This is a genomic window from Microvirga sp. P4_G7, assembly GCF_056401005.1.
This window is the reverse complement of record NZ_JBFUKD010000348.1, coordinates 1-3810: the sequence shown is the minus strand read 5'-3', so window position 1 is coordinate 3810 and position 3810 is coordinate 1. Positions and strand designations below refer to the sequence as shown.

3 protein-coding genes, 1 pseudogene and 1 riboswitch are annotated in these 3810 nt (G+C 62.1%); of the genes and pseudogenes, 1 reads left to right on the top strand and 3 read right to left on the bottom strand.

Annotated features, from left to right (window positions below; genetic code table 11):
- The 3 genes from AC1DT3_RS14300 to AC1DT3_RS14290 all read right to left on the bottom strand — a co-directional run.
- On the bottom strand, positions 1 to 1115 hold a 1115-nt coding region (locus tag AC1DT3_RS14300), incomplete at its 3' end, for an ATP-binding cassette domain-containing protein (RefSeq protein WP_477465914.1).
- Positions 1090 to 1674 carry an ECF transporter S component gene (locus AC1DT3_RS14295; protein ID WP_477465913.1) on the bottom strand — a complete coding sequence of 195 codons (585 nt, stop codon included), beginning with the start codon at positions 1672 to 1674 and terminating at the stop codon, positions 1090 to 1092. The genes AC1DT3_RS14295 and AC1DT3_RS14300, both read right to left, overlap by 26 nt.
- A gap of 31 nt (positions 1675 to 1705) precedes the next feature.
- Positions 1706 to 2314 (bottom strand): YkoF family thiamine/hydroxymethylpyrimidine-binding protein, encoded by a 609-nt coding sequence (locus AC1DT3_RS14290; RefSeq protein WP_477465912.1) that lies wholly within the window; start codon positions 2312 to 2314, stop codon positions 1706 to 1708.
- A riboswitch (TPP riboswitch) is annotated at positions 2305 to 2416 on the bottom strand. Its footprint overlaps the gene before it by 10 nt.
- A gap of 396 nt (positions 2417 to 2812) precedes the next feature.
- Between AC1DT3_RS14290 and AC1DT3_RS14285 the strand changes: the two are divergent.
- Positions 2813 to 3810 (top strand): annotated as a pseudogene (locus AC1DT3_RS14285) (hypothetical protein); the annotation flags it as partial.

The window sequence follows — 3810 nt, the reverse complement described above, 5'->3', positions numbered from 1 at the left end:
GATAGGCACAGCCCGAGGGTCGACTTTCCGGCTCCGTTGGCGCCCAGAATGCCGAGGACTTCGCCCTCATGGATCGCAAGGTCGATATCGCGCAGAACGATCGGAGCGTGGAGCGGCGCGCAATCCGCGTTGAAGAGCTCCGCCACGACGGGCTTCTCTGCCGGTTCGCGACGGCCGCGTGGCAAGCAATCCGCGACAAACCGTTCGACGGCCGGCCGCGCTGACGCAATGAGAGCGGGCGAAGCGGAATGCGGGTCGAGATGGCCGAGCGCTTCGCCGATCGACAAGGGCGACAGCGGGGGTGGGGCGCCAGCCGCCCGCAATAACCCGTCGAGGACCATAGCCGCCGGCCGCCAGATGCCGAGCGCCGACAGTTCCGCCCCCCGTTCGCGAAACACCTCACGCGGAGGCCCATCGGCGACAATCGCTCCATCGGCCCCCAGCACGATCACGCGGTCCATGGATGCGATCAATCCGTCGAGGCGATGATCGACGACGAGGATGCTCTTGTCGCGTGCGCCGGTGAGAAGGGCATGGAGGCGCTCGGTCGCCTGGGGCGCGAGATGTGCCGTGGGCTCATCGGCGACGAAGAGCGGCGCGTCCTGCGCCAGCGTCGCGGCGAGTGCCACGAGCTGCTTTTCGCCGCCCGACAAGGCCATGGAACGGCGTTTGCGCCAACTTTCAGGCAACCCGACCTGCCTCATGACGGCCGTTACGACCTCGTCGATCACGGCCAGCGGCTTCGCGCGGTTCTCGAGCGGGAAGGCGATCTCGTCCTCGACCCGCATGCCGCACAGCGTCTGGTCCGCGTCCTGGAAATACTGGGCGACGGCGGCCGCCCATTCGGCGGGGCGCCGCGTGCCGATATCGACGCCGCCGATCAGAACCGTGCCGCTGCGTGTCGCCGGGATGCTCTCCGGAACGAGCCCCGTCAATGTCAGGAGCAGTGTGGATTTGCCCGCGCCGGATGCGCCGAGCAGCAGAACCCGCTCGCCGCGTCCGATGGTGATGTCGACCGGCCCGACCGCGTCGCCGGACGCGAAGGGATAACGAACCGTGACGCCTCGCCATTCCGCAGCGGGAGTACCGTCATGCGGTCGCTGTGCGGATGTCATGATCGATGGCGAGGCCGGCCAGAGCACCCGTCTTGTAGAGCGCCTTCACGATGATATGTCCGAGCAACCCGCCGAGGAGCGCGCCGCTCGCGCACCGCAGGGCGAACATCGCTATGAGAATCGTCGGCTGCAGGGCGCCGTAATCGAACCGCACCCAGGTATAGGCGAACGAGAACACCGCCGCGCCGACGCCCGCTGCCATCAACACGGGCAGCGAGTAGTTCCGCCAGCGGGTTGCGGCGAACACGGCTTCGGCACCCGCCCCTTGGACGGCTCCCGTGACGAGGAGCAGCAATCCGGCCGGGCTGCCGAGCAGGATCTGGACCACGGCCGTGAGCACTTCCGCCGCGAAGGCGACGCCGGGCTTTCGAATGATCGCCGCCGCGACGATGGAGGCGATGAACCAGAAGCCCATCACCACGTCCATGGTCAATGATCCGAAGACGGCTTGTGCGATCAGCCAGACCTGCACCCAACCGAGATAGAGGACTGCGAAGACCGCGCCGAGAACGGTCACGATCAATGTTTCCCTCAGCGTCCAGCGACGTCCGTGAGACATGGGATTCTCCTAATGTGGAAAGGCGACAGGGTTAGATGCGTGTGGGGCTGTTGGCCGAGGCCTTGAGATCGAGCGCCACGTGCCCGGCGGGCGATCCGAACCGCAGGAAGGCTTCGCTCAGCGTGGCGAAAACCGGCCCCGCATCGCCGCGCAGCTTCGTGCAGAAATTCTTCGAGCGGTCGAACACGCCCGATCGCTTGAGGAAATCGATGCAGCCGTAGATCTCGTCCATGTGATGCCCGTTGCCGAGCGGATAGAGCGAGAACTGGGCGGCGATGGACACTCCCGTTCGTTCAGCCGCGGAGGCTCGTTCGATCGCGGCGGCGATGCGAGCGTGGAGCGGCTGCTCATGCCCGGTCCCGCTGATCGGCGTGCAGATCGGATCGTCGGGTTCGCCGGGGCAGCCGCGCGACACGGTGGCGGCGAGCACGCAATGGCTGCCGCTCCGCGCTGCCGCGACGAAGAGGTCGCGCATGGCGGGAAAGAGTTCTTCGGGAGGGCCGACGAGAAGCGTCGACACGTCGTCCGTCTCGATCCGGAAACGCGGTCTGTAAGGATCGAGCGCGTTCAACGCGCGAAGGATGATCCCGACGAAATCGTCGGCCATCGGGTAGAGAGAAACCTGCGCACCTGAAAACATCGTCGCCTCGCTCCGCTGGTATTATCCAGATCAGCTTGAGGGTCCGTCGGCATCGCGCCGACATCTCAGCCCCGGCATTACGGAGCACCCCTGTCGAATGAGGCAGGCTTAGCGCTTTCGTATCCGCAACGCAACTGGTGATGCGCACATTGCGCCACACGACGTTCGGCGCCGTGCCGACGCTCGATGACCGCGCGCCGACGCATTCGATGTCGGTGTTTTCCGCAACGCGGATGGCGAGAAGGGAAGGGCGTGCGCGACCGCGCTTCACCACGCGATCCGCCGTGCGCACCTGACGCAAAGAAACCTCGCGCCCAGAAAATAGTCACAGGGCGAATTCTTTCACCGAGGCGTTTGGCGCCGGGCCGCAGAGGCGGCGCGCGATTCAATGTGTAACAACATGACGGAAGGATTGCAAAATGTATGAATATAATGTTACATCAATGTTGCTGTGCCAAAGCTTTGATTGGCTCAATTATTAGTTGCAGGGGAATCGCGATGGCTTCTTCATCTGAATACACCAACCCAGAGGCTCTCCACACCGCATTGGAAGAGGATGCCTATGCAACCTCAGATAAGCACAGCAATTCCGGCGATCGGCACGACAGCGCGGAAGCGGCGGTGACGCCCCCGGTAGAAAAGTTGGTCGTCGCCGAAGATCTCGCAACACTGAACGCCATCGGATTGGAACAAGGCCCGGCAATCGAGCGGATGAGAACCGTCGAGGAAATGCTCGAGGGGATGTTTGAGGAGGACGACGCGCAGGACGTACAACCTGGCCACTTGCAAGCGCTACCGACTGGAGGCACCCGCTCGCTTCGTGTATCTGACAACTCGCCGCCCTTCCACGATGCCGCGATGCTGAAAGCGAATGCCAATAATTCCGCTAGGCCGGAGGAGAAGCGCGCGATTGATGAACGGGTGGAATTCGGTCTAACGGGCGGTGAAGTCCACCCCTTCTACAGCTTCACGCAGCCCATTTTCGATACAGCTGGCACCAATTTCATCGACGCGCGAAATGCGCAATACCTCAGTGATGGAATTTACGATATTCGCGGCCTTGCTGGAGATGACACCATCTATGGCTCTGCGTTTGAAGACTCAATCGATGGCGGTGCCAATAATGACATCATGGTCGGCGGCGGAGGAAGGGATACCTTCGTTGGTGGGTCCGGTTTCGATACCATCGACTACAGTGTCGAAACGCCAAGATCTTATGGTGTCTTGGTTAATCTAGGTGTCGCTGATCTCTATTATAGCCGCTACGGGATAAATGGATACGTCCAGCAGAATACCGGTTTGGACATGAACGAATATTTGGATACCTACTCGGGGATAGAAAAATTCATAGGCTCGACATTCTCCGATCATTTCACAGCGGCTGGCTCCATCATTCAAGGCCTGTTTGTCAACGCGGGGCTCGGCGAGGATACGGTCACTGGAAGTGATATTGCCGATACGATGGAGGGTGGAGGTGGGTCCGACATTTTAAAGGG

Excerpts from the sequence above, each read along its gene's own strand:
- AC1DT3_RS14295 (WP_477465913.1), bottom strand. The coding sequence starts at position 1,674 with ATGTCTCACGGACGTCGCTGGACGCTGAGGGAAACATTGATCGTGACC.
- AC1DT3_RS14290 (WP_477465912.1), bottom strand. The coding sequence starts at position 2,314 with ATGTTTTCAGGTGCGCAGGTTTCTCTCTACCCGATGGCCGACGATTTC.